The sequence below is a fragment of the Thalassotalea ganghwensis genome (assembly GCF_053485795.1).
In genome coordinates this window covers 68,571-91,901 of record NZ_JBQRUM010000008.1, presented here as the reverse complement: position 1 = coordinate 91,901, position 23,331 = coordinate 68,571, and the positions used below count along the sequence as shown (strand labels likewise).

Below are 23,331 nucleotides of genomic sequence, written 5' to 3'. Positions count from 1 at the left end.
TCTTCCTTATTATTCTTAAATATCGACCGGAAAAGAAACCGCTAAGTCTTCAGAGATTTCTTCACTTGGTACAAAACTATCATTTTTTTTGTTTGGCAATTTATTGACGTCAACAGAATCGGTTTTAGCTTCACCTTTGCTATCTTTCACTTGTTGATTTTCAGCTGGTAACACAATTGATTGTTTACTATCTTGCTTTGCAGTAACTTGCTTTGTATCTTCCGGTTTATTGACTGCTAGTGTTTCTTGAGCTATGGAAAAATTCGACACTGATAACACAAGCGCAACGCTCAGCACTTTCTTTGATGTGACCATGGCAATATGCATACACCTACCTCACTTAAAGTGCATTTCTGGCAATACGAAAACCAAGGTCATTTCTTTTATCGTTACTATAATCGCGATAAGAAAGCCTTAGTTCAGTGCGCGTTCCATGTGCCCAACTTGCACCACGTATCACGCGATAATCACCAGTGTCAGGTCCAAGAGGATTCTCCTCTGTTTTTAAGGATAAACCTGTCGGAATATGATAATAATCATTTACCCACTCAGCGACGTTACCTGACAAGTCAAAGATCCCATTGCTATTCGGTACAAACTTAGCCACCGGAGCGCTAACAACATATTGGTCGTTATAGTTGGTTAAGATTCTTCCTAAGATCGGTGCGCTCGCAACATCGGCTAAATTGGCTGCTCCTTGTGGCGGAGGTAGTTGTTCCCCCCATGGATATTTTGCCATTTGACCATTTTCATATCTTGCGACATAACTCCATTCAGCCTCGGTCGGCAAACGATATCCGTTTGCTTGTTCATTTTGTCCAACAACTTTATTATCCTCTACCACATAATAAGCGGTGAGGTTATCTCGTGCTGACAACCAGTTGCAGAATAGCGCTGCTTGTAACCAGGTAACTTCAACCACAGGCTGCCTAGCACCATTGAGGCTATTTCCCTTAACATGGCCAGAGAAGTGTGCTTTATCGAACTGTTTAAATTCTTGGTTGGTAATTTCAGTAACGCCAAAATAGAACGGTTTGGTTAATTTTACGGTTCGTTGCGCTTCATTTGCTCTTCGTCCTTGTTCACGACGCGAAGCTCCCATGACAAATGTATCATTAGGTTTAAACAGCTTTAACTTACTCCCCGTTGCCGCACTAATTTCTGGTTTTAAGTTGTCAAATCGAGCTTGTTGTTCTGTTTTTAATGTAATCGATAGTGCTTGTACTTGTGTCGCACTAGGCAAAATATCGGCTTGATAACTGACGTACCCCTCTTTTTCAATTTTTATCGATTGTTTCTTTATCGGTAAAGAAAAAGTTTGATTGGCTCGCCCCATTAAGCGTTCATCAATATAGATAAGCGCATCTTCAGGAACAACATTAACTTCTATATCACCTATTAATGGCTGCAAGGTAAACCGTTGAAGAGTCTGTTGCCCCGACGGTACTGAAAGCATCACGGTTAACGCTTTATATCCCTCTTTAAACAACATAAGCGGTTGATTTTCATCAGGCATTACCTCAGCTTCTAGCGGGGTTTTTCCTAGAAAGCTATCACCAAAAGTAACACTGGCACCCGAAGGCTGTGATTCAACCACAAGGTTACCAAAGACTTTTATTAAACCTACAGTTTTTAGTGATTGGTGCTCCCCAGCAACAACACGAACATCACGATACGTTGTTTGATAACCTTGTTTTTGAAAAACTAATCGATGTTCTCCCTGCAATAGTTCGGTCGTTAATGGTGTAACGCCAAGTAATGTTTCGTTTTGGTAAACCTCTACGGCTTCAGGGTCACTTGAAATCGAAATATCGGCCCAAGCGGGCACTAACGTAAAAGCTAACGATTGCGTTGTTGACTTGCCCTCTATCGTTACCGTTTTCGTTTGTTCAAAATAGCGCGGGGCACGAATGGTAACCTGATGCTCACCTGCACTTATCTCATCACTCAAATTTTCTTTAACCTGCACTAACTTATTATCGACTAAAAGCTGATAAGAGGTTGTAGGTGAGACATTAAGTTCCAGCTTTCCAGGCAGAGGCGTAAAGGCAAATGATTTCGATTGATTCTGCGCTTGTTCGACAGTAAAGCTCTGAGCAATAGGATAATACCCTTTCAGTTGAGCATTAACCTGATACTGCCCTTGTTGCATTAAATAATACTCATTCCATTTAAATGCCCAACCTCCAGAAATTTCAATTTGTTCACTCGCGGGTACCGTTTGTACAAGGACTGATCTTGCAGTAAACAAGTACCATAGCGCTGCCAAAGCCATAACAAATACGAGTACTAATATATAGTTAACTGGTCGAGAAAAATGACCTATTTTAGGGTTTTTCTTTCCTTGTGACGGGGTAAAATCACTGGCCTGAATAAAATGATTTTTAGGGTTTGCATTCAAATTGTGCTCAGAGAAGTGTTCAAATCTACTCATCCATTGGTTACCTTTTCATTGCATTGAATGACAATTGTTTTTGACGTGTCATTTGGACCTAGTGAAAAATCCTCCCTCACATCCCTAAAGCCGTCTCGCGTTCCGACAAGGGTATATTCACCAGGTGTCAACGTTAATTCTTTCTCGATAAAAGTGCCAAGAGAGCCTGTTTTATATAGCGTTACTTGCGTAATGTTGTCAGATTTTAATGTGATAGAGACCGGTACTTTCATTTTGTTGAGTATTGCGCGCGCTGCCGATATCTGTGCCGATAGCTTTTTCCCTGGCTTGTTAATGGCTAACGCATCTTCAAAAGTACTTTTCGCTTGATTATAGATATTTTCACTGGCTAATCGATTGGGCTCATCAATTATGCGCTTGAGATCTGTGTCTAACGCTAATCGAGCCGTTGCCCTTAATTCTCCGACTTTGGCTTTAACCAAGGTCGGATCAAGGGTAAGTGCTTTTTTGTAATGTTGTTGTGCTTGCAGCCAACGCTCACTTTGTTCATCAGCAACGGCAAGACTAAGTAAACTTTCTATTTTAGCTAAGGTTTTTTCATTATGACTTTGTTCAAGCGCATCTTGTGCCAGTTTTGCATTAGGTTTAATTGCTAATGCTTGCTGGAAGCTCTTAATTGCGCGGTCATAAGCTTTATTTTGTAATTGTTGATAACCACGAGACATTGCCTTAGAAAAATTTTGCTCGATGATGCGTGAACTAACATCTTCCAGCTTATCACGTGCCAATGTTGACAAAGGATCAAGCCCCGTAGCTTTTTCATACCATACTTTAGCTTGTTCTAGCTTTCGCTCTAAAACCAGTTCGTCACCTTTATTTAAATAATCAATCACTTGCTCAAGTACTAAACTGCGATCAAACAATTGCTTTGCCTGCTCATTTTGCGGTGAAATGTGCATTGCAAGTTCCAGAGAACTCTTTGCTGTTTCTGCATCTTGCTCGGCTATTGCATCGCGTCCCGCTGTTAAATACTGTTGAAAGAACGTCTCGGCGCTTTCATCAATACGAGTCAAGGCATCTAGCGCTTGATTATAGTGCGCGATCGCCTGTTCAAACTCTTGATTGCGATAAAATAGATCGCCTTGGCTCGCCGTATTTAATGCTTGTTCAAACGGTTTTTTTGACCACAACTGAACCTTGCGTTCTTCTAAGTTATTTTGTAAGTCGATGACCTCAGATAATATTTGCTGGGCTTGCTGTCTAAACTTTGCCAATTGCGTTTGTTTAAATGGAGATTCATTAATTGGCTTGGCATCCTCTTTAGCAATAAACGCTTTAGCATCTGTTTCGATCGCTGGCTTTTCAACCGTTTGTGGTAGCTTAAAAAATACATAATAAGCAATGAAAATAAAAAGTAATAGAACTGTAAATACAAGTAAGTTTCGTTTCTCTGTTTTAGCAAAAAACCTTTCTTTGAAAGTCGGCTTATTCGCAAATACCAAGGAGACGGCTTGTTCTTGTTGTTGATTGTTATTATTGTTATTTTTCAGTTTATCGCTCATGAAACAACTCACTTTTTAGTCTTAATTAAACTATAGAACAACAAATTAACTTCTGCTTAACTTCCAACTTCGATACGATAAAGTTCTTGTAAAATTTCGCGCCATTGTTTGTATTGATCTTCAACTGTCCCTGTTAAAGTGACGGTTCTATCCTCAAGCTCTATGACATGCTCTGCAATACTCGCTTCTAAAGAATCTCCTAACTCTTGCAACGCTTCAACGTGAATTTGAGCATCAGCTTCTCTATCGTAGCCAGCTTTCAAAACATAGGCCCCTGCAGTAGCACCCAATACAGACGCCGTTCTAACACTAGCATTACTATTGCCTGCACCTAAAACTCCTGCAATAATAGCTGCAGCCCCGATTAACTTTTGGTTAGTTGCTTTGCGCTGCATATTTCTTAGCGCCAAAACTTCGTTATAACTTTCATGTCGCCATTGCAAGTACGGTGTTTTCATCTCCTGATAATAGCTACCATAATACTCTTGCAAGGTATCAATAAAGAGGTGATCACGATCCCGTACTCTTGAAATCCGTTGAAAGATAGGATCGTTTTCAGCTGGGAGCCGATTAATAGCAATGTTTCCATTGCTATCACGACCAAGATGTTCACTATATATTTCCGGTGCAAATGCTTTAGCAAACTTTAAGGTTGATATTTGTCTTAGCTCAACTAACTGCTCAGAACTTAACGAGTGCCTGTAATTGTTTATATCATTGGTTATTTGGTTATATATATTCTGAAAAGGCTCTTTTTGTCGGCGCATCTTCTTATCGTACGAATAACGACTTGCCATATGATAATACTCTTTAGTAAACCAATGCCGACCTTTCGAGTCGGCAACATTTACCGAGATATTCATTCTTTCGCCATCAGAACGAATAATAGTACCTGTGACGATAACATCGATAGCATCGTAACTACTTGGTATTACCCTAACCGCTCCCCAAACTGAACTTGCTTGAATGGCTTCCATTAACTTATATGGAAAATAGCTTGCCTCAGCAATACGGATCTCCGGAAAGACAAGTTCATCTTCATCAAGTTCGTCTAGCTTATCCAACCCGGGATCAAATATCTTTATGCCAATATCTAATAACTCACGATCTGGAATATCTTGCATATTATGTTGAATTTTAACAACATCAGTTGTTTTCACCTCTACAGAACTGCAAGCACTCATCATGATAATAGTAAGAACAGTAACCAGATTTACGAATATTCTCATGTAATTTACTCTTGTTGTTTTTTATACTTACGATATTCTTCCCAAAGCTTTTCTCTTAACTTAGGATCAGACTCTTTTAACGCAGCCTCTCTTATTTGGCGAGCAACAACATCATCATCATTACCACTAGGAATATCAGCGGGTGGAGCAAATACTTGTGGACTGTGGTTATAGTCACCTTCTCGCTGATTTGGCGCGCTATTTGGCATTGTCCCTGCACCAGAACTACTGGCAACAGGGGCCGATGGACTGCCGTCTCCAACTTGTGATTGCGAACTATCGGGTGCTCCATTTAACACGTCATCATATAACGCCCCACCTGCTGAGGAATCGTTCGCGGCAGCTACTTCATCTTCACTACCCGTTTCATCTTGGCGGCTTTTTACGTGAGCTCGTTCAGCTAATATCATGCCGTCAAAATCTCCCATTCCTTGTTCTAATTCCTGCTCTAATTCAGCGATTTTTTCTGACGATGTTTGATTATTGCTACTAGACCCCAAGGGGTCACTTTTACTTCCAGCTACTATTTGACCTCGATTCTTAGCTTTTTTAGCTTGAGTCGATTGACTCGCCTGGCTGCTGCTCGAACTGCTTTGGCTAGATTGACTCGCTTGACTGTTACTTGAACTACTTTGACGTGATTGACTTGCCTGGCTACTGCTCGAACTATTTTGACTGGCTTGACTGTTACTTGAACTACTTTGGCTCGATTGACTAGCCGAACTAGATTCTGCTGAATTTGAACTAGAACTGGATTCAGTTTCTTCTTCTGAAAAGTCTATCTCATCGCTTTGCGACTCACTTGTTTCGCCTGTTACTGGCTCAAACTCTTCCTGTGAATTATCAGATGCTTCGCCACCATCTTGCTGAGCAGTTTGTTGCGTTTGACTTGAAGATTCACTACCTTCTGCATTCGAACTCGACTTTACATCAGCTTGACGAGACGTCTTTGCACCTGTATTACTTTGAGATTCAGTGGATGATTTTCTCGCACTTGAAGAGCGTTCACCACTTTCACTTTGCTGCTGCTTAGCTTTACTTTGTCTTTGTTGTGGCTGAGAAGCATTTGATGGACGCGAAGCCGTTGAAGGAGGTTTTGGCATTGAACTTGGTGAACTAGTTGAAGGCATACTCGTTGGCGGCGGCGGTGTTTGTGCCTGTTGCGTTGTTTTACAACCAACAAACATAACCATGCTAATGACGCCAATGACCAATTTTTTTCCATGAAACATCTTCAGCTCTCTCCGAGTTATGGGTAAATATGTAATTGAATATTTTCAGCAAGAACAGGTGTCCCCCTTGCTATAGTTGGCCGAAACTGAGTTTGCCTAAGTATTCGCATCAACTTATTTTTGGTTGCATTGCTTTTTAATGTGTCATTGACAATTTCAATATTTCGAGGCTTTCCGTAAGGAGTAACGTCCAAGGAGGCAAGAACATACTCCTGCTTGCCTGTAACCATACTTGTCCCCTCTAAACTAACAAACGTATTATTTAAACGGGGAAAATCAGGCAATGCCACTGGTTTAGAAAACATCTGTGTGACAATTTCATCATCACTTATTTGACTATCTACATATTCAAAAGCCGCCTGATAATTGCGATTGGCTCTATTTCTTTTACCGAACAATAGATACCAATCTGCCAACTTAAGCATGGTATTACCGACATTAATCGGCTGATCATTCATAGCTTTTTGAACAGATAACTCAAATTCAATTAATTCTTCTCCTTTAACATAACTTTTCGACTTTAACGTCCCGATCTTGCTAGTGATATTAGTGTCTTCTATCGCCATGTTTCGCTGGCTAGATTTTTTGAGTGTGCTATCTATAGATACCGGACTAACAGCGATAAGATAATTAACTAACTGTAAATCTCGTAATGGCGCAATAAGTCGTGGATCCTTTTCCCCATAATGAGTCTTGATTAACTCAATTGCTTTTTCAAGCGTATAATAACCGCTAACTAAATCTAAAACTGGCTCCTCTTTAAGTCTTAGAGCAAACGATTTAATGTTCCAATGAGCTATTTGAAGTGTCACGTCAAGCAGCTTGATTGAATTGTTACCAAAATTTTGACGAGCAAGCCAGTAAATATATGAAAGCTGACTTTCTACTTTTCCCCATTGCTTACTCGCGTAGTAACTATTAATAAGTTTTTCCGCTATGGGTGTTTGAGCTGTTGAATACAGCCCTTCATTTACACGCGTTAAATGCAATGCTCTTTTGAAAGTTTTAATCGCAAGCTCATGCTGGTTATACTGTTGATATAAATTGCCCAGGTTTAAAAGCTCTTGAGAGAGGGTTGCCCCATAAACACCTTCACTCGATTCAAGTATGTCGATTACTTGCTGATATTCCTCGACCACTTTTTGAACTTGACTTGGTGATAGTGTATTTTTCGAGTTTGCATTTCGATCAAATAGAGATGATTTAATCACATCACCACGCGCTGATGACGGAGCGCTCACTAATGACAATGCAATCAGCAAAGCCATCATCTTTAATGTTGAATGGTTAAGGATCATACTCCCCCCTCGAAAACCTCACAGCCAAAATTTAGCCCCTAACTAGAGAGTCTACTTAAACAAAAGCAATGTACTTTCCCAGGAATGCCGACAATATCTCTATCTTTTTTGTATACAATAATTTATTGAAAACTATTGTGATATTGACCGCGACTTGATTTGAGCAAATTAACAAACCAGCGTTAATTTAAGTATAGATGTGATAAAAACGAAGTAAAGAAAGCCGATAAAAAAATAAGCAACTTTTGTTCAAACCTCAAACAAAGCTTTTAATGTTAAAGCTTTTAGCTAGTTCGACAAGTGTAACTTTTTGTAACAATAACAAAAGCAAGAACGTTATTAAAAAAGCACTAAAAGCTACCATAACTCGATACCAAGCATCCAATAATGACTTTTACGTTGATACGTCGAGATATTCTCACCATATCCATTAAAATACATTAGTTTTAATGGAAACTGACCAGCCAAATGGTGAGTAATATCTAATCGGTATGAAAGGTGATTAAGATCTTTACCCGTTATTAGTGTGACACTCCAATCGGTAGTGTCAGCCAAATAATCGAGCCAATCCTTACCTTGCATATCTCTACTTTCTGACGTACTGCAACGATTTGAAGTCGCTGGTTTACAGTTAAGAGAGTTTAGTTTTCGCGATAAGGTAAGTTCATAAGTATTGAAGTCATAAATTTGTTCACGGCTATTATCGATTTCAGGTAACCAATCAATGTTTTCTTCTCGACCTTCAACAAACCCTAACCCTTGCCAATTGAAATAGACTCTTGCGGAAAAATAGATATCTGTTTGAATAGCTAATCGACGGCCAAGCAAATCTCTGCGATGTGTTATTGTATATTTTGTTGATGCTCTTAAGTAATCCCAACCTCTACTCAAGTAGTCAGTGGCCATTGCTCGAGCCCTTTTCTGCTGGAATGGGTCAGTCAAGCAGTCATCTCCCTTATCTGTGCAATTACGTAGCAATAGATCTTGTACTTTATTATCAAACATTTGCTCTCGATCAATTTCTTGACCATTAGATTCATGAAAATACCCCAAGGAAAAATACTGATAGCCACTAGGTTTATTTTCATATTGATATTGATAAAAAACTCCAGGGTTTTGACGTCGGGAAATAACGGGAGCAGAATAACGAGAGCCAAAATAAAAGTCGTATAAACCCGTGTAAGCAAAATATACGGCACTTGAACGTAGATCGCTTATTTGATCACTTCCATAGTCATCCAAACCGCCCCATAGCGGATACTTCATTGAGACCTTAAACTCGAGATGACTTCCATCTAGATGGGCGTCATCTCGCCCAACGTAACCAAAATAGGATGGTTCAAAACCAGATAAACAACGGAAATACATGCCTTCTTCTTGGCATTTTTGTTGTTTAAAGTCTTCACTTTTTCTAATAACTTTCGACCAAAAACTTTCCTTAACCTCTGCGCTAGTCTCAGCAGTTTGCTTAGCTCTGTCAGAGCTCATTTCTGTTAATAAAACTTCATTGTCTATTTCTTGAGAATTTACTGGTAGAACTGAAGCCGATAGCACAACGACCAATAATGATAGCCAGGTGGTCCGTTTTATCATTGTTATTTATCCAATTTTGAAGCTAGTTTAAAAACATCTTAATGTTTCAATGATTATACCGTTAAATAAAGAGTTATCGTAAATTTTATATTTATATTCAAAACGAAATAAACAGCTTTTATAAGCGCTCTAATGCAAACTAAACGCTATAGAGAGTTGATCTTTAGAGGCTATTTTTTGAATTAATCTTACAATTTTTAAACAATTATCTTCTTTCAAAAGCTGCCCTGACTCAATTAACTTTGATAACATGCCCACCATATGTTTATAACCCATTAACCTTAAATCTAGTTTGTTTTACTGCTATTTATCGTTAATTTCCTCTAATAACCGGAGTAACTTGGGCATGATAAGAGTCATCATGTTAGGCGTCCTTTGCCTGTTCAGCAGTTATTTATCTGCCAATGATAAAAAGCCCCAAAATGAAAGTACAATATTTAACGAAACCATTAGCTGGAATGCTCAACTTGGCTTTGCGCTCGCTTTTGAAAGAGAAATTCTAGATGGTTTAGAGCAGCGCCACTTTGCAGATTATATTAACTTAACGTTACTCGTAGATGTTTATTACAAAGGATTTTTTATTCAGTCTGATCACCATCGGGCTGATACTCACTCTTTAGGTGGAGAAGTAGGCTATCAACTTTTTGTTAATGAAACATCAGAGTTAGATATCATCTCTAAAGCCTATATAGCTGGGCTTTCGATTGAAAAAACGCTTGAAGAAGCAGATAGCGACATCCCCATTCTTTCAGGTTTAAAAGATAGAAGAGTGGGTGCTGGCATCGGCTTACGATACACACGTTACATGCAGGACGATATGGTTTCATTGGATATAGCAACCTTATCACCTTCTACTGGAGCTCACGGTCTGCTAGCTGAGCTGTTTTATAGTCACGCGATGCCCTATCGTAATTGGGATATGTACTTTAATAGTAGCTTAACTTACTACCCAAACGATATTATCGATTACTTCTATGGTGTTGATGCTAGTGAGGTTAGCTCGCTTCGTCAGCAATATAAAGGCAGTAAGGCAGCAAAATTACAATTTGAGTTTTTTGCGCTCAAACCTCTCTCAGAATCATGGACACTTAATTTTGGCGCGAGTCACAGTTTTTTTACCGCCAATATTACGGACAGTCCCATTGTTAGAAGACAAAACGCTACCGAAGTAATGCTGGGAGTCTTTTATGTATTTTAAACAAAGCAAAGGAGTTGCTTGGTTATTATTTTTAGGCGCCATAGGAAATATTGCTTTTTTTGTTAATGCAGAAACACATACAAAGGTAACATCTACACCAAGTAAAACCTCAGTTTCTTTTAACGCCCAGCCAGCAAATTGCGTTACGCTTCGTCAAGGCAGAAAATGCTATGCTCAAGTTAGCTTACAATGGAGTACACCAGTAAAAGGAAATTTTTGTATCTACGCAAAAAACGAGCATTCGCCCTTAAAGTGCTGGCAAAATACTAATAATGAACAAGTTATATTTGAATTTGAGTCTGGCGAGAAAATTGTTTATCTGCTCACATCTAGCGATGATAAAAAAGTGATTGCTAAAACCAGTATTGATGTTAGCTGGGTCCATAATGCAGCTCCCAGAAAACGTCGTTGGCGATTATTTTGATCCTTATCGAGGTACTTTATGAGTAACAATGAAAAAATATTACTGGTTGAAGATGATGTATCACTTGCCAATTGGGTTATTGAATATTTGCAAGAGCAAGGATTTAAGGTCAAACATATTTTACGTGGCGATGCGGTAATCGAGGTTTTTGAACAGTTCAAACCTGATCTGGTATTACTCGATGTAATGCTGCCAGGCATCAATGGTATCCAAGTATGTCAGTTACTGCGGCAAAAAACGCCGATTCCAATCATCATGCTTACCGCTCGGGCAGATGAATTTGATGAGGTTATCGGTTTGGAAGCTGGTGCTAACGACTACATTATAAAACCTGCACGCCCAAGAGCTTTGCTTGCGCGAATCAAAGGAGCACTGAGCGCTTCTACGACACCAAACGCCAAGAATTGTGAGCTAAATTTTGGCCAATTGTCGATTAATACCGAAGCCAACCGCGTCATGTATCAAGGAAAAGAAGTTGAATTATCAACAAGTTTGTTCGCATTTTTATGTTTTCTAGCCCAGCATGCTGGCAAAGTTGTTGATAGAGATACTGTTTTTAAGCAATTAAAAAATCGTGAATATGACGGACAAGATCGTCGTTTTGACGTGATGCTGTCGACATTACGTAAGTTGTTTAATGACGACCCACAAAGTCCACAAAAACTTAAAACTGTTTGGGGTAAGGGGTACTTATTCGTTGCGGATGCTTGGAATGAGTAAATCATGACAAGACTCTTTATCAGTATCATTATCGCCGTGTTAGGATCATTATTTTTAATTGGTGTGGGATTAGATAACTTAGTCCTCAGTGAAGATGAGCCAAAAGAAAGTGACGACATAATTGTTTACCGACAGCTTATTGATGGATTCAGTCAGCAGCTAAATCAGCCAGCAGCACATCAAATCGTTGATAAAGTAAAAACACTCTCCACTGAGTTTGGCCTTTCATTATCTATTGATAATAGTAACAATGTCGCTCTCCCTTCGTCGCTTGCAAACCAGTTGAGCGCAAAAGGTGGGCTTTTACTGGCAACTGAACAACAACCTTATCTACTAAAAACAATTCCTAACCATCCTAATTACTTATTACGCCTCGAACTACCGACAAAACAAGCGCACAATGAAAGCCTTGATATCATTCTGACGATCACCTTGTATTTAGGGGTTTGCATTATTTTAATCATCTGGCTGCTCCCTTTAGCTAGAAGATTATTTATTTTGACAAACGCAGCAAACCTGATCGGTAAAGGTGAAGTTAATATTCGAGTAGCAGAAAGCAAGCTCTCTTATATTCATCCGTTGGAAGAGAACTTTAATTTAATGGCCGCGCAAATTGAAAAGCTCTTAAACGATAATAAATTACTTGCTCGAAGCTTATCTCATGATATTAGAACCCCGATGTCTTGTCTTCGTTTTGGTGTGGAAGCCGCCTTATCTACAAATGACCCAATTAAGAAGAACAATTATCTTGAACGAATGGAAGCTGAACTTACCAACATGGAGCAGATGACCAGCACCTTTTTATCTTATGCAGGAATGGAACGTCACGGGGTTAATCTAAAGCTTGAGCCGATCAATCTTAATTCATTTCTTTACGATGTTTGTCAAGAACTACAACCTCTGGCCGAGCAATATAACATCAGGTTAGTAGCCAAATTACCTGAAAAAGAAATAACGTATCCAATAGACTGCTATTGGTTTCAACGTGCAATTGATAATCTTATAAACAATGCATGCCAATATGCGAGGTCACAAGTTTGCTTAACATTGACTAAAAATATAGACGATATTGAAATTACTGTCACCGATGATGGTAAAGGCATCGCTAATGATAAACTAAGAGAAATATTTGATCCGTTCGTTAAGCTTGATGCAGATCGCTCTCGCGAACAAGGACATTTTGGGCTCGGGCTTGCTATCTGCAAGAAAGTGATATCTTGGCATAAGGGAGCAATTGTCGCCAAAAATGGTAATACGCAAACCGATAGTTTGGCTGGCGCAGTTTTTATCATTCATCTTCCTAAAAAATAATAAAGGCATCAACGATAACGTGATGCCTTTACTCTAGCTAGTTAGATTTGAGCCGCTTATATCATTACTGACATTCTAGATCTGCTTTTTGATGTTCCGGTTTTTCCTCAATGACCATGCGATTAACCGATAAATTCAACGTGCCAGTAGTAGAAAGTTTAAGCGCTGTTTTAAGCTCTTTATCTGTCACAATTGCGTCAATAAGACACCGGCTATCAACAGTAAAGCTATGCCATTTATTACTTTCTAACTGATTAAGCAATGGTTTTATATCCACTGATTTAAGGCAACTAACCGTATTTTCACAGCCAAATGATAACAACACCGGCTGAGTCACTTCATTCTCAATGTTTATCGTAAAGTTAAATAAGCTTGGTTGCGTTAGCAATGTCTTAAGATCATTATCGAGTGCAGGACTCAATGTTTGTTGCGTTAAGAATTCAACACTGGCGTATTCACTTCCGTCAAAAGTTAAATGAAAAGCATCTTCTTGAACATTCCGATCAATCGTTCTAAATGAAACCCCATTAATTTCAACACTATTGGAACTTACGACCACTTTCTCTTCTTTCGATTGCAACGCTAGCTGCCATGGACTAACGATGCCGCCATCAAAAAATGCAAGTGATTTACTGCTATGGTCGATATCATAATGTTCATTCAAATCGTTGCTTAAATTAACTGAATCACGATAAGTTAGGCCATAACCATAAGCAAAAAGCGGTTGATAATCTTCATCATGACGATTAACTATTTGATCAGGTGATTTTGGCCATGAAAACGAAAGCTTACCTTTAAAGTCGTGCTGAATTTGCTCTTGAGGATTTTTCAATAAGACATCCGCGACGGCCAAACCTTCTGAGCCAGGCAGCCAAGCAGCGACAAACGCATCACTGGCATTAAGCTCTGCATTGACCCACATTGGACGGCCACTGATAAATACAGAAACAACTGGAATTCCTCGAGATTTCAAACGTTTTAACAACGCTAGATCGCTTTTGGTCTTCGCTTGATAAACCAAGTCTTTAATATCACCTTGTCCCTCGGCATAAGGTTCTTCACCAAAAATCACAATCGCGACATCAGCTTCCATCGAAGACTGACCATCTTCACTTAATTCAACTTGCCCACCAGCAGCGAGGATTTGCTGTTTCAAACCATCATAAATCGATGTACCGCCAGGAAAATCATTATTGGTATTATTCGTCCCTTGCCAAGTGATCGTCCACCCACCAGACTGCTTTCCGATATTGTTTGCACCATCGCCAGCTATTAACACCTTAGCGTTAGGTGAAAGAGGTAATAGGTTGTTGTTGTTTTTTAACAAGACAAGAGACTCTCGGACAGCTTGACGAGCCACTGCACGGTGCTCACTGCTACCAATCAACTCAGTTTTTCCTGAAAAGCGACGTTTTTCAGGACTCGGTTTTTCAAACAAGCCTGCGCGTAGTTTAACCCTTAAAATTCGACTAACGGCATCATCAATTCGAGATAAGGGTATAATGCCTTGCTTGACTTGCTCGATGGTATTTTCCATCAAAGGCTTCCAAGTTTCCGTTGGTGCCATAAAAATATCTAATCCAGCGTTAATCGCCGCTGGACAACTACTGTTCGTACAGCCTTTAACTTGACCATGCCCATTCCAGTCACCGACAACAAAGCCATCAAATCCCATGGTTTCTTTCAAAACATTGGTTAGCAAATAGCGATTGCCATGAATTTTATCACCTTGCCAACTGTTGAAAGAAGCCATCACAGACTGCGCGCCTGCCGTTAAACCACCGACATAACCTTGTGCATGGATATCAAACAAGGTTTGCTCGTCAGCCAAGTTATTTCCTTGGTCTACACCATTTAAGGTGCCACCATCACCAACAAAATGCTTAACTGTACTGATAACGCGATTATCTGCAAGAAAATCTTTATTAGCGTGACCTTGCAAGCCATGAACGATAGCTTTTGCATAACTTTTAACTATTTCAGGATCTTCAGAGTAGCCCTCATAGGTTCTTCCCCAGCGATCGTCTCTAACCGTCGCAACAGTCGGTGCAAAAACCCAATCAATTCCGGTCACCATCACCTCAGTAGCTGTCACCTGCGCTATTTTTTCAATAAGCGCAGGATTATTCGCAGCACCTAAGCCAATGTTATGCGGAAACAATGTTGCACCTATAACATTATTGTGGCCATGCACGGCATCCGTGCCCCACATGGTTGGGATCGTTGAACCATCTAACGAATCATCAATGGATGCTTGATACATATTCTCTGCTAAGGTGATCCAATCTTCTGGCGTTGAGTGCTTATTGTTATTTGGAAAAGCACCACCGCCATTTAAATAAGAGCCAAAGCCATAGCGACGCATATCATCAACGGTAATATCTCGGATCTCTGGCTGGATCATCTGAGCAATTTTTTGCTCTAAGGTCATACTCGACATGATCTCGATGATTCGAGCTTCTATTTTCGGGTCTGTTTCAACTTCAGAGGTAATTTTCGGCCAGATGTTGTCTTCTACTACCGTATTAGTATTATCACGACCAAGTTTAATGATTTCAGGGCTACAACCTAGCAATAACATCGGGCTAACGACAATTGCCGCTTTTAAAAATTTACTTTTCATGACCGCCTCCCTGTTGCAAAGAAAGCTCTGGCTCTGAGCCCTTAACGCCATAAAATGCAATGTAGAGATAACATAAAATAGGTAATGCAAACGCCAGTTGGATGCCAACAGTATCAGCTAATGCCCCTTGAGCAAGTGGCACAATAGCGCCGCCTACGATGGCCAAACAAAGTACACCAGCACCATGACTAGTTGCATCACCTAAACGATTGATTGCTAAACTGAAAATGGTTGGGAACATAATTGAGTTAAATAAACCAACCGCTAAAATCGCCCACATTGCCACTTTACCGTCAAAAATTACTGCTGTCGTAATTAAGACAACCGCCATCAACGCATTGAAAGCCAATAACATACCTGCCGCGACACGCTGCATCACTATCGCACCAATAAAGCGTCCAACCATTGCTCCGCCCCAATAGTAGGCGATATATTTTGATGCCTGTGCTTCGCTCATACCAGCAATTGACGGTTGATTTAAGAAATTAACTAAAAAACTCCCTATCGCAACTTCAGCACCGACGTAGAGAAAAATCGCAACCGCACCAAGCTTTAGGTGTTTATACTGAAGAGCAATGCGCGGAGAAATACTCGTATGCTCACTTTTGCCCATCTGTGGCAGTTTCAGTAGCATAAAAATTATTGCTAATAACAGTAATGCCGCCGCCAAAAACAAATATGGACCTTGGACAGAAGACGCATCCGTTGTTGGAGCATGTTCGCTACCACTGAAGATTAACCAAGCACCAAAAAACGGCGCAACAGTGGTTCCCAAGGAATTGAAGGCCTGTGTCATTGTTAAGCGCGATGACGCTGTTTTTTCAGGGCCTAAAATACTCACATAAGGGTTAGCAGAAACTTGCAAGACAGTAATACCCGCAGCAAGAACAAACAATGCAATTAGAAATATTGCATAGATGCCCATTTGCGCAGCTGGATAAAACAAAAAGCAACCAAAACTTGCTATTGCTAAACCAGCAACAATTCCTCGTTGATAACCAATTTTGCTCACCAGCGCACCTGCTGGCAATGAAACGATAAAATACGCGCCAAAAAAACAAAACTGAATTAGCATAGCTTGTGTATATGACAGCTCAAATGCGCCCTTTAAGTAGGGTATAAGGATGTCATTTAAACAGGTTAAAAAACCCCACATAAAAAATAATGAGGTTAACGAAATTAGTGCAAATCGATTATTGCTATTCGATGCAGGATCAAGCTTAGGTTCGCCAGACTGCAACATCACTGAAGCTTCGGCCATAATAAAGCCCCTATAAAAAATTTAAACGGAACCACACGTCGTAAAACGTATTGAAAGGTTATTGAAACTGAACAAGTAAGTATTGCGCAGAAAGCCGACTGGCTTTCTGCGCTACCTCTTACTACTTAAAGCTATATCTAGCACCTAAGATGTAGCGTGGCCCATATTCGCGCGCATACAAAAATTGCGAGCGATAGCGACCAAAACCTTGCTCAGTTTCATTGTTAAGGTTTATACCTTCAAAGAAGATGGTGATATTTTCGTCAATATCATAATTAACGCTAATATCCCATTGGCCAAATGCCTTGACAAATTCAGGCGGATTATCTGAAGAGCCTTCATCATGCCCAACCCCCATTAAATACTCGTCACGCCATGCGTACGTTAACTTAATTGATAAACCGTCTTTTTCATAAAACCCTTGGAAGTTTGCCGAATCACTTAACCCGGTCAGCGGGGTTTGTTGTTCTAAACTATCAACATCAAACTCGACATCTCCACTGACAAAAGTTGCATTGATACCGACACCAAAACCAGAATCGCCAAACAAATGCTGCACTGCTGCTTCAATACCATCAACCGTTTTGGTATCTGGACTATTAAATGGACGAGTAATACTCCAGATCATTAATGGGTCATCGCTACTCGGTTCGATATATCCCTCAGCATTCAATACCGCGCCGTTTTCCTGCATTTGAGCAAAAATCGCGTCGCTAGTTGCTTGCTCTCCACGTGCCTCAATATCAGCTACTGCTTGATTCCAACGCGGCCCTTTATAAATATCCCTAAAGCCATCAATGGTGGTATCGACTATCTGTTCACCGATAAAGTTCTTCACTTCTTTTTTAAAGTAACCTAGAGCCGCATAGCTACCTTCTTGATAATAATACTCAAGCGCGATATCAAAATTGGTTGACTCAAACGGTTGGAGATTGGTATTGCCTTCTCGTCCATTTCTCGAGCCAATTTTTGGACTTCCCGACAAACTCCTAACACCAGCAAGATTTCCTAATGGCGCACGAGTAATTGATTTACCATAAGATAAGCGCCCGACTAAATCGTCAGTTAAATCAACTTTTAAATCGAACATTGGTAGCAACAAGTCATGCTTTCCCGTCAACGACAACACAGTGTTATCGCCATCAAGGTATTGCGTATGAAACTCTGCACCACCTTTCCACCAAACTTCAGTCGGCACTGGTTGAGCAACTTCACTGGTTACATCAGTTTCTTCGTAGCGAACGCCAATGTTTAACTGCGCAGGAAAACGACCAATATCAAACTCCCACATTGACTGAATATAAAAGCTCTTCGTTTCTTCTCTGACACTACCTTGCGAAAACTGCCCTTTAGGGTGATATGCGTCTGTCGCAAAATAATCATCACCACCTAAGACTTCATTGGTTAAAAACGCCTCGGAGCGCGCAACCGCTTCGTCAAAATCAAAGGTATAGTAATAATCCCACATTAAACTATTACCGCCTCCTTCAAAGGCATTGAGGAAATCACTAGTATCATGCAGGGTAAACATGCCATCGGGGAATATTTCCGTAAACGATGGATTAAATAAGAACCCTCCAATTAGTTGACTCCACGCGTGGGACCCGCCAATTTTTTGGTCTGTCATCGCCAATCCAAACCGAACATCAACCAGCGGGATATCAAAGGTATTTTCCCAAACACCATGCAGTTGCAGCTGTTCAACCTCAGACTTTCCTGGGCTGTGAATAAATTGACTAAAATGAGAATCAATTTCTGCAGGAGTTAGTGTCGTTGTGCCATTATTCCAACGAATATAGGCTTGAGGTATTTCTCCCTCTCTAAAATCATAAATTTTTGTCTCTAGTTGATCTGAACCAACGATGAGAGAACCATGACTCCCTAATCCAGGATCTAAGCCATTATCTGTTTCACTGCTCGAATCATGGTAATCCAATTCAAAACTGAGCGAACTGGTTGCCTGCCATTCAATTTTGAGACCAACCGAGGACTCTTTCACCTCACTCGTTTCTCTAGAAACCGTCCACGAACCATCGTTACCACTGATATCAGCGTATATCACGTTACCATTAGCATCTAACTCATAGGCATTAATATTGCCACCAAATTCATTCCAAATATTCCAGCCGATGGCGTTCATGCCATTAGTAGCGGTAGTTGTCGTGTAATCAACAGAGAAAACTAAATCTTCTCTGGGGGTATACTGAACGATCGCATGTCCATTAACACGCTCGCGTTGCCAATCTTCCATTGCATAAAATGTGTCACGAGGAAAAAAATGATTACCTATTCTATTCCCTTCTTCATCTACGGGTCTTGGATCAACCACCATAGATTCGTCAAGGTTAGTTGGTAAGTCAACATTCGCTAGCCACCCTTGACTTCCTGCATATTGCTTTTGAAAGTCTCTTCGATGATGATTAAATGAAAAAGCAACCCCTAACGTGTCTTCATAAAAAGTATTGGAATATAAACCGGAAAACTCTGGGGTAACATCATCACCAGCGACATTCGATTTATCGTGTATTGCCTTACCAGATAACGAATAACGCTCTCCTGGACTAGACAATGGTTTATTAGTAACAATATTAACCGTTGCCCCTAAACCTCCGCTAGGATTCATTGCTCGAGCCGTTTTATTGACCTCAAGTGTTTGCACGCCATCAGAAGATAGATTTTCTAGGCTGTAAGAACGCGTATTACCTGTACCAGGCATTTGACGACCGTTTAAGGTAATCAAGTTAAAATCTGGGCCAAATCCGCGCACGGTAATTTGACTACCCTCACCATTACTGCGACTGACTGCCACACCAGTAATACGCTGTAAAGATTCTGCCAAATTAGTATCTGGAAATTTCCCCATATCTTCCGCAGAGATAACGTCAACAACACCCGACTTGTTACGCTTTATATCCATCGAGCGAATCAAACTTCCGCGAATGCCGCGTACCTCAATAACTTCAATTTCTTTCTCTTTATCTGTTGATTGCTCATTAGCTGATTGAGATTCTTGAGCATAAACAGGCGATAACATAGCAGCTGATAACACAGAAGAGATACACACTGCTAAATGTTTTTTGGTAAATGTTAAATTTTTCATGGTTAACCTACTTAAAATTTTTACGTTTAATGAAGGCGGCTAAATAGCCGCACGCTCTTTAAAAAAACGATTTATGGCACTGTAATCGCAGCATTGTCGATGCGATATACCGCCCCACTTCCCGTTCCCCAAGCAGGGAAAACCATGACGACATCAATTGCGCTGATATCCAGTCCAGCAGCAAATAAATCATCAAGCATAAACGTATAGGTTTGCCATTCACCCGTAGTAGGGGCAACCCCTTCAACACTGTCTGTTAAATTAAGCTCTAACGCAGTCTCAGCCTTATTCGACTCGATTTTAAATTTCCAGACAGAGCTACTATCTGACGGCGGAGTGACTACTTTCAAATCAAACTTTACCGCGCCATTATCAAATAAATTGCTCGCGTCAAAAGTCACACCATCTTCTGCTTTGAATCCCATAACGGTTGCCGTATCGCCAATAACAAACTCTGCGACTTTACCGTGTTCCGTGTCATCATCTTCTTCGGTAGGTGTTGAACCAGCACAACAGTCCCAAATAGGCCACTCTGGATTTTGAGCGTCATCATACAAGGTCAAACCAAGTTGAGCGGGTAGACTACTGGGATCATAAATCATGACATTATCAAGGCGATAAACCGCTCCCTCTCCAGCCCCCCATTGTGGGAACACCATAATCACATCGATGGCACTTATATCTACACCTGCATCATACAATTCAATTAGCGAGTAAGTGTAGGTTTGCCATTGACCTACAACAGGTGTGACCCCTTCTTGACTTGCGGTCAAGTCTAACTCTACAGCTCCAGTCGCATCACTTGACTCAATTTTGAATTTCCATGCAGCATTAGCATCGTTTGGCGCAGAGATCACTTTCATTTCAAACTGTACGACACCGCTATTGAGTAAATTAGACGCATCCAAGTACACACCATCATCTGCTTTTAACCCCATTACCGTAGCCGTGCTACCGATAACGAACTCTGCGGTTAAGCCATGGTCTGCATCGTCATTTTCAATGGTTGGTGTACTGCCACCACAGCAATCCCAAATTGTCCATTGATCTAATGGTTGGTCATCAAATAACACGTGACCAATAAAACCGTCTGAAGCAGTAGGGTCAAAAATTTTCACGTTATCGACACGGTAAAGAGCGCCTTCACCCGTGCCCCAAGCTGGGAAAATCATTAAGACATCTATAGCACTAACATCTAAACCTTTATCAGCGAGATCTGACAAGTTAAAGGTAAAGGTCTGCCATTGCTCTGTAGCTGGGCTAAGCGCTTCAACGCTTTCTGTTAGCGATAACTCTAATGCTGTTTCACCTTGATTGGATTCAATTTTAAATTTCCAAACTGAATCAGGATTACTTGGCGGAGTTATTACTTTTAAGTCAAACTGTACAACACCGTCGGCTAGAATGGCACTAGCGTCAAAAGGCATAGGTTGTGCACTTGGGTCAGTAATATTTTCTGCTCGAGAGATAAAGCCCATCACGGTAGGCTCTGCACCTATCGAAAACTCGGCAACTGCGCCATGCTCATCATCATCGACCTGAACTAATGGAGTAGAACCACCACAGCAATCCCACATTGGCCAGCTTGGGTTTTCTTCATCTTCAAAAACAACTAGTTTTGGTAAAGATACATCTGCACCGATTTTAACATTGGTGACACGGTAAACCGCTCCTTCACCTGTAGACCAGGCTGGGAAAATCATCACAACATCAATAGCGCTAACGTCTAAACCTGCTTCAGCAAGGTCGGACAAATTAAACGTGAAGGTTTGCCATTCGCCAACGATCGGTGCTTGCCCCTCAACACTATCGCTTAAATTTAGTTCTAGTGCTGTTGCACCTTGGTCACTTTCTATTTTGAACTTCCAAACTGAATCGGTATTATTTGGTGGGGATACCACTTTAAGATCGAAACTAACCGTACCTGTTGCGAGTACTGCACTGGCATCAAAAGGACTTGGCTTGCCTTCAGGATCGGTGATTTCAGCTGCTCTGGTGATAAAACCATTGACTGTTGCTGTTGCCCCAACGACAAATTCGTATACATTACCAAGCTGATCATCTTCAACCAAGGTCGGCGTTGAACCTCCACAACAATCCCACGCTGGCCAGTTCGGATTCGGTGTACCAGAGAAGATATCAACACTTGCCTCGCCACCAGCGGAAGGAGGAGAAGGGATTGGAGCTTTACCAAGAACCAGTCCGTCACCTTCAAGGTCGTAACCAGCTCTCACGGTTTCACATCCTTTACCAGTCTCTATATCTTGAATACATTCGTAAACACGAACATAGTCAATTTCAAAATGTTGGCCATTTTCAAAAACACTCGGATCTACGCCAGTGTTATTAGCACTCTCAGGCCAATTACCACCAACAGCCAAATTCAAAATCATGTAAAAGTCTTGATCAAACGGGGCGCTATCCCAATGCGTTGTTAACTCCCCAGTGGTTTGATCATAATATTCAGCAAACCAACCTTGATGCGCTAATCCAACTGCTTGTTTTTTGCTGTTATAGCGTACTTCTGATTGACGTTGCGTGGCGTAAAGGTAGTTATCTACATACCAGCGAATTTCTCCTTCTTGCCATTCAATCGCGTAGGTATGAAAATCATCAGCAGGGTTCATTCCTTCAGGCAAACTATATTCTTGACCGCTGTATAATCCAGCTCTACCATAGTGCAAAGTACCATGTACTCTGTTTTCTGCCTTACCGTCTTCATCGAGCGTTTTTAGATTAACCGCTTCCATAATGTCAATTTCACCAGATTTCGGCCAACCGCCGTAAACCTCATCAGTTGGCATCATCCAAAACGCTGGCCAACTCCCTTGCCCGCTTGGCAGTTTCGCTCGCATTTCAAAACGACCATATTTAAAATCACCTTTATACTTTGTAGTTAAGCGTGCTGAAGTGTATGGTTTATCAGCCCCCTCTTCAGCTGGCATAGCAACAATATGCAAAAGCCCATCTGCAATAAATGAGTTATCACTGCTATCGGTATAACATTGTTGTTCGTTGTTGCCGCCACCGGCACAATTTACCTCATGATTCCATTTCGTTGAATCAATTGAGGTTCCATCAAATTCATCACTCCAAACAAGTTGCCAATCAGTGACTGGTGCGGTTGGATCAATATTACTGGTGTTTGTGTTAGTCTCTACCCCACCACCGCATCCAATTAATAAAGATGCTGATAGGCAAGCGACTATCGTCGATTTATGTAGCACTGGTTTTTTCATAATGTGTTTCCAATTTTAGTAACGCGACGATGAATACTCATATATTCATAGTAGTAGAATATATTGATCGCATCGCACACTACCCTCTCCCCAGGACTATCAATACCATGTCATTTTTTTTCTCATTTGGCATTGATAGGCTATTG

15 protein-coding genes are annotated in these 23,331 nt (G+C 40.7%); 4 read left to right on the top strand and 11 right to left on the bottom strand.

Annotation, left to right across the window (positions count from 1 at the left end; all coding sequences use genetic code 11):
* Nucleotides 1-15 precede the first annotated feature (15 nt).
* From ACSLUH_RS10060 to ACSLUH_RS10030, 7 genes are all read right to left on the bottom strand, one after another.
* A complete protein-coding gene (locus tag ACSLUH_RS10060; protein WP_448566545.1) occupies nucleotides 16-327 on the bottom strand; it encodes a hypothetical protein in 312 nt (103 codons plus the stop codon).
* Between the two features lie 13 nt (nucleotides 328-340).
* Nucleotides 341-2,434 carry a PEGA domain-containing protein gene (locus ACSLUH_RS10055; protein WP_448566543.1) on the bottom strand — a complete coding sequence of 698 codons (2,094 nt, stop codon included), beginning with the start codon at nucleotides 2,432-2,434 and terminating at the stop codon, nucleotides 341-343.
* A complete protein-coding gene (locus ACSLUH_RS10050) occupies nucleotides 2,431-3,957 on the bottom strand; it encodes a tetratricopeptide repeat protein (RefSeq protein ID WP_448566542.1) in 1,527 nt (508 codons plus the stop codon). The genes ACSLUH_RS10055 and ACSLUH_RS10050 overlap by 4 nt, the downstream gene beginning before the upstream one ends.
* 56 nt (nucleotides 3,958-4,013) lie before the next feature.
* A complete protein-coding gene (locus ACSLUH_RS10045; RefSeq protein WP_448566540.1) occupies nucleotides 4,014-5,186 on the bottom strand; it encodes a hypothetical protein in 1,173 nt (390 codons plus the stop codon).
* A gap of 5 nt (nucleotides 5,187-5,191) precedes the next feature.
* Nucleotides 5,192-6,418, bottom strand: a complete 1,227-nt coding sequence (locus tag ACSLUH_RS10040; protein WP_448566538.1) for a hypothetical protein — start codon at nucleotides 6,416-6,418, stop codon at nucleotides 5,192-5,194.
* A gap of 17 nt (nucleotides 6,419-6,435) precedes the next feature.
* Nucleotides 6,436-7,716: a tetratricopeptide repeat protein gene (locus ACSLUH_RS10035; protein ID WP_448566536.1), complete on the bottom strand. Its 1,281-nt coding sequence runs from the start codon at nucleotides 7,714-7,716 to the stop codon at nucleotides 6,436-6,438.
* Nucleotides 7,717-8,073: 357 nt separating this feature from the next.
* The gene (locus ACSLUH_RS10030; protein ID WP_448566534.1) at nucleotides 8,074-9,309 is read right to left on the bottom strand and encodes a phospholipase A; all 1,236 of its coding nucleotides are present in this window, start codon (nucleotides 9,307-9,309) and stop codon (nucleotides 8,074-8,076) included.
* A gap of 361 nt (nucleotides 9,310-9,670) precedes the next feature.
* Between ACSLUH_RS10030 and ACSLUH_RS10025 the strand changes: the two genes are divergently transcribed.
* Genes ACSLUH_RS10025 through ACSLUH_RS10010 form a run of 4 tightly spaced genes read left to right on the top strand, consistent with a single transcriptional unit; the run spans nucleotide 9,671 to nucleotide 12,962 of the window.
* Nucleotides 9,671-10,507 carry a MipA/OmpV family protein gene (locus ACSLUH_RS10025; protein ID WP_448566532.1) on the top strand — a complete coding sequence of 279 codons (837 nt, stop codon included), beginning with the start codon at nucleotides 9,671-9,673 and terminating at the stop codon, nucleotides 10,505-10,507.
* Complete coding sequence (locus tag ACSLUH_RS10020; protein WP_448566530.1) at nucleotides 10,497-10,931, top strand: DUF3019 domain-containing protein; 435 nt, start codon at nucleotides 10,497-10,499, stop codon at nucleotides 10,929-10,931. The genes ACSLUH_RS10025 and ACSLUH_RS10020 overlap by 11 nt, the downstream gene beginning before the upstream one ends.
* A gap of 18 nt (nucleotides 10,932-10,949) precedes the next feature.
* Nucleotides 10,950-11,651: a response regulator gene (locus ACSLUH_RS10015; RefSeq protein ID WP_448566528.1), complete on the top strand. Its 702-nt coding sequence runs from the start codon at nucleotides 10,950-10,952 to the stop codon at nucleotides 11,649-11,651.
* Nucleotides 11,652-11,654: 3 nt separating this feature from the next.
* On the top strand, nucleotides 11,655-12,962 hold the full coding sequence (locus tag ACSLUH_RS10010; RefSeq protein WP_448566526.1) for a sensor histidine kinase: 1,308 nt from the start codon (nucleotides 11,655-11,657) through the stop codon (nucleotides 12,960-12,962).
* A 64-nt stretch (nucleotides 12,963-13,026) separates the two neighbouring features.
* Here ACSLUH_RS10010 and ACSLUH_RS10005 read toward each other — a convergent pair whose 3' ends face one another.
* From ACSLUH_RS10005 to ACSLUH_RS09990, 4 genes are all read right to left on the bottom strand, one after another.
* On the bottom strand, nucleotides 13,027-15,585 hold the full coding sequence (locus tag ACSLUH_RS10005; protein WP_448566524.1) for a glycoside hydrolase family 3 protein: 2,559 nt from the start codon (nucleotides 15,583-15,585) through the stop codon (nucleotides 13,027-13,029).
* Nucleotides 15,575-16,846 (bottom strand): sugar MFS transporter, encoded by a 1,272-nt coding sequence (locus ACSLUH_RS10000; protein WP_448566523.1) that lies wholly within the window; start codon nucleotides 16,844-16,846, stop codon nucleotides 15,575-15,577. The genes ACSLUH_RS10005 and ACSLUH_RS10000 overlap by 11 nt, the downstream gene beginning before the upstream one ends.
* Nucleotides 16,847-16,967: 121 nt before the next feature.
* The gene (locus tag ACSLUH_RS09995) at nucleotides 16,968-19,946 is read right to left on the bottom strand and encodes a TonB-dependent receptor (protein WP_448566521.1); all 2,979 of its coding nucleotides are present in this window, start codon (nucleotides 19,944-19,946) and stop codon (nucleotides 16,968-16,970) included.
* 71 nt (nucleotides 19,947-20,017) lie between these two features.
* Nucleotides 20,018-23,185, bottom strand: coding sequence for a family 16 glycosylhydrolase (locus ACSLUH_RS09990; protein ID WP_448566519.1), 3,168 nt, complete (start codon nucleotides 23,183-23,185; stop codon nucleotides 20,018-20,020).
* Nucleotides 23,186-23,331 lie beyond the last annotated feature (146 nt).

What these genes read in the sequence shown, in the direction of transcription:
- ACSLUH_RS10050 (WP_448566542.1), bottom strand. Translation starts at nt 3,957, where the DNA reads ATGAGCGATAAACTGAAAAATAACAATAATAACAATCAACAACAAGAA.
- ACSLUH_RS09990 (WP_448566519.1), bottom strand. Translation starts at nt 23,185, where the DNA reads ATGAAAAAACCAGTGCTACATAAATCGACGATAGTCGCTTGCCTATCA.
- ACSLUH_RS10020 (WP_448566530.1), top strand. Translation starts at nt 10,497, where the DNA reads ATGTATTTTAAACAAAGCAAAGGAGTTGCTTGGTTATTATTTTTAGGC.
- ACSLUH_RS10055 (WP_448566543.1), bottom strand. Translation starts at nt 2,434, where the DNA reads ATGAGTAGATTTGAACACTTCTCTGAGCACAATTTGAATGCAAACCCT.
- ACSLUH_RS10040 (WP_448566538.1), bottom strand. Translation starts at nt 6,418, where the DNA reads ATGTTTCATGGAAAAAAATTGGTCATTGGCGTCATTAGCATGGTTATG.
- ACSLUH_RS10035 (WP_448566536.1), bottom strand. Translation starts at nt 7,716, where the DNA reads ATGATCCTTAACCATTCAACATTAAAGATGATGGCTTTGCTGATTGCA.
- ACSLUH_RS10045 (WP_448566540.1), bottom strand. Translation starts at nt 5,186, where the DNA reads ATGAGAATATTCGTAAATCTGGTTACTGTTCTTACTATTATCATGATG.
- ACSLUH_RS09995 (WP_448566521.1), bottom strand. Translation starts at nt 19,946, where the DNA reads ATGAAAAATTTAACATTTACCAAAAAACATTTAGCAGTGTGTATCTCT.
- ACSLUH_RS10030 (WP_448566534.1), bottom strand. Translation starts at nt 9,309, where the DNA reads ATGATAAAACGGACCACCTGGCTATCATTATTGGTCGTTGTGCTATCG.
- ACSLUH_RS10015 (WP_448566528.1), top strand. Translation starts at nt 10,950, where the DNA reads ATGAGTAACAATGAAAAAATATTACTGGTTGAAGATGATGTATCACTT.
- ACSLUH_RS10025 (WP_448566532.1), top strand. Translation starts at nt 9,671, where the DNA reads ATGTTAGGCGTCCTTTGCCTGTTCAGCAGTTATTTATCTGCCAATGAT.
- ACSLUH_RS10060 (WP_448566545.1), bottom strand. Translation starts at nt 327, where the DNA reads ATGCATATTGCCATGGTCACATCAAAGAAAGTGCTGAGCGTTGCGCTT.
- ACSLUH_RS10005 (WP_448566524.1), bottom strand. Translation starts at nt 15,585, where the DNA reads ATGAAAAGTAAATTTTTAAAAGCGGCAATTGTCGTTAGCCCGATGTTA.
- ACSLUH_RS10010 (WP_448566526.1), top strand. Translation starts at nt 11,655, where the DNA reads ATGACAAGACTCTTTATCAGTATCATTATCGCCGTGTTAGGATCATTA.
- ACSLUH_RS10000 (WP_448566523.1), bottom strand. Translation starts at nt 16,846, where the DNA reads ATGGCCGAAGCTTCAGTGATGTTGCAGTCTGGCGAACCTAAGCTTGAT.